The following is a 4687-nucleotide window of genomic DNA, read 5'->3' as shown; positions in this document are numbered from 1 at the left end:
AGACATCTGCCTATTCTAGCTTATAAAGGGTATAACAAGAGCGGATTTGGTATCACCTATTGTTAAAATTCGGTTCAAAAAGCAGAGGATTTAAAGTGGATAATTATAGTCACAGAAAAGATTCTATCGATGTATTAAGGCTTTTAATAGATGACTGTATTCTTAACATCTATCACGATTTTATCGTATGTTTTTATCACATTTGCTACAATATCTCATTCTTTATCTCTTGTAAATAATCTTTAGATAAGTAATTCTTCTCTTGACTTTATTCACTTTTCATGATGTCGAAAATCTACAATCTTCGGATATTTTTTGCTATTCTTTTGCAGGATGTTTAAAAAATTTTCTGCTGCTGTAATAATGGTATTCTGAAGATTTTTATGTTGTTACAACTGTGACACTCAGAGATTCTAAAAGATTAATGGTTCAACATTCTGTTATAACCAACTAAGACAAAGTTCAATGATGGAGAGAGAGGAAAAGTTATGACTGGACAAGACCTACACCAAATACTGTACAGTAAGTGGGGCAAATCCTACGATATACAACTAAGAAAGATCAAAGGTCAGTTTTTTTGCCAAGTCATGTGGAAATATCTTGAGCAAGCATCTTTTCCCATGACTGAAGAGGAATATTTTGAACATTTGAATGCGATCGCCAATTATTTAACAGCTTGGGGGAGTCAACAACAATTTATTAACTATTTAGAAACCACAAAAGAACGTCCTCGTCTGGGAAAAGCAGTTAGTGTTCCCTTAGACTTAGGAGAAAAAAGTTCAGAGTGGATTTTGGATGAATGAATTCTGTGTTACCCTCAAGAAAAATAAATTAAATTGCCTGACTATATGGAAGTTTTTACTATTTTTCTGTCGAGTTTAATTGCTGTTATTTCTCCTTTGGGACTCGTGGTTGATAGTGTTGTAGCTAATCAATTACGTTCTCAGGTGAAGAGTGTAGAAAAGTTAGCGGTTAGGGTGGATAATACACCCAGTTATCAACCAATTGCTGGAAAAATTGATCGCATTCGTATCGCCAGTCGTGGAGTAGAAGTGATTGAAAATCTAAGGATAGATACCCTTGATTTGGAAACCGATCCTATTGATATTAATATTAGTAAAATTCAAAACCTGGAGGGAATTAAAAGTATCCAGTCTTCTTTAAATAAACCTTTTCAAGGTGGTATTAGACTGGTTATTAAAGAACAAGACCTCAATTTAGCCTTAGAAGCTTATAGTATCAGAGAGCAATTACAAGCACTCCTTGATACAGTTTTGCCTCCCGAAGCACCAAGCTTTAATATATTAAAATTACAACTTAATTTCATGGCAGAAAATCGCTTAGCTTTGGAAATAGAATTAGAGCAACCAGGAGAAGAAGGAGAACCTCCCATTGAATTAGCGATCGCAGCCGAAGTAGGATTTGAAATAGACCAGGGAAAGAATATTAAATTAAAAGATCTCAGTGCTATTATTAATGATAGAAAAATTTCCTCAAGATTCGCCAACATATTACTAGCAGGTATCAGTGATAGATTAAGCTTAGATATTTTTGCTGACCAAGGATTTCTAGTAAGAATTTTACAGGTTAATATGGACGAGAACACTTTAGATATTGCTGCTTTTTTCCGTCTTGATACAGTCCAAGATAATCAGTAGTTCACCACCAAGCAAGGAACTGTTATCTACGCTAGAATCGTCGTGAAGAATAGAGAAAAATAAGAGGAAAATAATATGCAAGACAAAGATCACCAAAATCGTTCCTCTGTTGGCTTTGTTGCTGGAATTATTGCCGCAATGATTACCACAGGAACTGTAACCACCTGGTGGGCCGTTCATACCTTAACTAACTCCACAGATATTAACAACCCGATACTAAAGGAGAGTCCTTTCAATCAATCTTCTACTACCGAGCAATCAGCACGGGTGTATTGGCTAGAAAAGGAAGGTGATGAACTGCAGTTAAAGGAAACTCCTCTAACCCTCTCAAAGTCTCTGACAGAGCAACAGGTTTTAGAAACCGCTATCAACAAGCTAATATCGGAGACTCAGAATCTTGAAAACCGCACCACTATTCCTGCGGAAACGAAATTATTGAGCCTTAAATTAAATCAACAAGATATTCATCTTAACCTCTCCTCCGAGTTTACCACAGGAGGTGGCAGTGCATCCATGACAGGACGTTTAGCCCAATTGCTATATACTGCTACTAGTTTAGACCCTGATAGTCAAGTTTGGGTATCCATTGAAGGAAAACCCCTAGAATTGTTGGGGGGAGAAGGGTTAATGATAAAACAACCCATAACTCGTCGGTGGTTTGAAGAAAATTTTGAGCTTTAATCGTAACCTCACCCAATCTTTTGTTAGAATCCAAGTGATTTACTTATTAGGTTTCAATACTGTCTGAAACAGTTATTATCATGTTATTAAATCGTTTATTTCGTGGGTTAGGAGTGTTTCCCGTTTCTGGGGGTTTATTATTGTTGACTGTTCCCGTAGCAGTAGCAGGAAACTGGAACCAGTACAGTGTGTGTGTAACACAACTGCAAAAGTTTGATGTATCTGGGGAGGATGCAGCCATTGCTTGTTCTGATGCGCTGATTCCTAAAGAACTATCAGAATGTGTCAGTATGATAGGGAATGCAACCCCTATAGATGGAAATGACTCTCTTAGGGCCTGTTTTCAAGTGAGACGACCCATCGATTTAGGAAACTGTGTCGCTGATATTTATAATGCTGTACCTGATTTAGCGGAGGTTGACCCCGAAACAGACACAGAAGAGATTAACTTATTAACTTTATTAAATTCTTGTCGTACCAGTTCACGACCTGGTTTTTATTCTGAATGTGTCATTGCGGCAGCCAATGAAACTGATGAAATGAACCCTATCAGAGCGATGGATGTTTGTTTATCAGCGCAGGATTTTCCTCGCGATTTGTTTCCTGCATATAATGAATAATAAATGTCGTAAAAATCAGAAAAATATTGGGGGTCAACAGTAGTTGTCCCCTAACTTTATGGAGCTTTTTTCTATTAATTATTAACCCGTAATCATGAAATTATTATTAACTGCTATTGGTGGTCTATTAATGGGGTTGACAACGGCTCCTTTTTCTGCTCTTTATTTAGCTTGGATAGGATTGATTCCTTTATGGTTATTTACTGTATCCGATGATAATAATTATCATACAAATAGGTCAATATTTTTAAATATTCTAGTTAATAAAAAAACTTTAATCGCTTTCGTTTGGGGATTTGTCTATCATGGTTTTTCCCTATTTTGGATTACTGGTGTTCACCCCATGACTTGGATGGGAGTTCCTTGGTTACTTAGTTTATTAATTGCTATTTTTTGTTGGTTATTCATCACTCTTTGGGGAGCTATCTTAGTCACACTGTGGTCATTTATTTTTCGTTTATTTATCAATACTAAAATGAAAAATGGCAATCAATTATTGAACAGTAATTTATTCGGAGTAATTTATAGAATTATTTTTGGTGTAGCAATTTGGTGCTTATTAGAATGGCTTTGGAATCAGGGAGATTTGTGGTGGACTTCCTTATCCTATACTCAGAGTCCTAATAATTTAATTATTTTACAATTAACTAAATTGTCGGGTTATTCTATTATAACTGCCGCTATTGTTGGAATCAATGGGTTACTAGCGGAGTCTATCTTACTTTACCGGCAAAAGAAAAAACAATATTTACAATTAACATCAATGGCTTTTATAGGAATATTTTTACTCCATTTAGGAGGATTTTACCTGTATCAAAAACCCTTAATTAATAATGTAGATAAAGCTATCAACGTCGGTATTATTCAAGGAAATATTCCCAATACAATAAAACTTTATGCCGAAGGATGGAAAAAAGCCATTGAAGGTTATACCAACGGATACAAAAAACTTAGCAACAACAATGTTGACTTAATCATCACTCCAGAAACCGCCTTACCTTTCGATTTAGATTACATCACTAAAAATAGTTCGTTTTACCGTGCCATTTTAAAACAACAATTACCTGTAATTCTTGGTGCATTTGGCCGCCAAAATAAAAGCTATACTAATAGTTTATTCATGATTACAAAAACAGGAAATATAGTAAGTCGTTTTGATAAAGTAAAATTGGTTCCCCTGGGAGAATATATTCCTTTTGAAGATATTTTAGGAAAAATAATCGACAGATTATCTCCTCTAGATAGTCATTTAATAGCAGGAACAACCGAGCAAAAATTTAACACTCCTTTTGGTCAGGCAATCACGGGAATTTGTTACGAATCCGCATTTAGTGAGCATTTTCGCCGTCAAGCAAATGCCGGGGGGCAGTTCATAATCACTGCTTCTAACAATGCCCATTACAGCGAAATTATGCCCGCACAACATCACGCACAAGACGTTATTCGCGCCGTTGAAACCGATAAGTGGATGGCTAGAGCAACCAACACTGGTTATTCTGCTATTGTTAACCCCAAAGGAGAAACAATATGGATATCTGAGATGAATACTTATCAGTTACACCAAGGGACAATCTATCCTAGAAATAACCAAACTTTATATGTGAAATGGGGAGACTGGTTAACCTTGGGTTTAGGTATTATTGCAGGGATATTATGGTTAGCAAAAATAATTCTCTTATCAAAAAATTGGGTTTAAAACCCCGTGCTTCTAGCACGGCTTTTGTTGTT

The 4687-nt window shown here is 35.9% G+C and carries 5 protein-coding genes; all 5 read left to right on the top strand.

Features of this window, described 5'->3' with window-relative positions:
• Positions 1-488: 488 nt before the first annotated feature.
• The 5 genes from P9B04_RS14690 (at position 489) to lnt (ending at position 4655) form a co-directional block, all read left to right on the top strand.
• Complete coding sequence (locus P9B04_RS14690) at positions 489-803, top strand: DUF3067 family protein (protein ID WP_342055735.1); 315 nt, start codon at positions 489-491, stop codon at positions 801-803.
• Positions 804-848: 45 nt separating this feature from the next.
• The gene (locus P9B04_RS14685; protein WP_342055734.1) at positions 849-1658 is read left to right on the top strand and encodes an LmeA family phospholipid-binding protein; all 810 of its coding nucleotides are present in this window, start codon (positions 849-851) and stop codon (positions 1656-1658) included.
• 75 nt (positions 1659-1733) lie between these two features.
• Positions 1734-2339 carry a GerMN domain-containing protein gene (locus P9B04_RS14680; RefSeq protein WP_342055733.1) on the top strand — a complete coding sequence of 202 codons (606 nt, stop codon included), beginning with the start codon at positions 1734-1736 and terminating at the stop codon, positions 2337-2339.
• Positions 2340-2419: 80 nt separating this feature from the next.
• Positions 2420-2959, top strand: a complete 540-nt coding sequence (locus P9B04_RS14675; protein WP_342055732.1) for a hypothetical protein — start codon at positions 2420-2422, stop codon at positions 2957-2959.
• Between the two features lie 94 nt (positions 2960-3053).
• Positions 3054-4655, top strand: coding sequence for an apolipoprotein N-acyltransferase (lnt, locus tag P9B04_RS14670; RefSeq protein WP_342055731.1), 1602 nt, complete (start codon positions 3054-3056; stop codon positions 4653-4655).
• Positions 4656-4687: the final 32 nt, after the last annotated feature.

Origin of the sequence: Crocosphaera sp. Alani8 (assembly GCF_038442745.1) — a bacterium.
Taxonomy (GTDB): domain Bacteria; phylum Cyanobacteriota; class Cyanobacteriia; order Cyanobacteriales; family Microcystaceae; genus Crocosphaera.
This window is presented reverse-complemented; position numbering and strand designations above follow the sequence as displayed.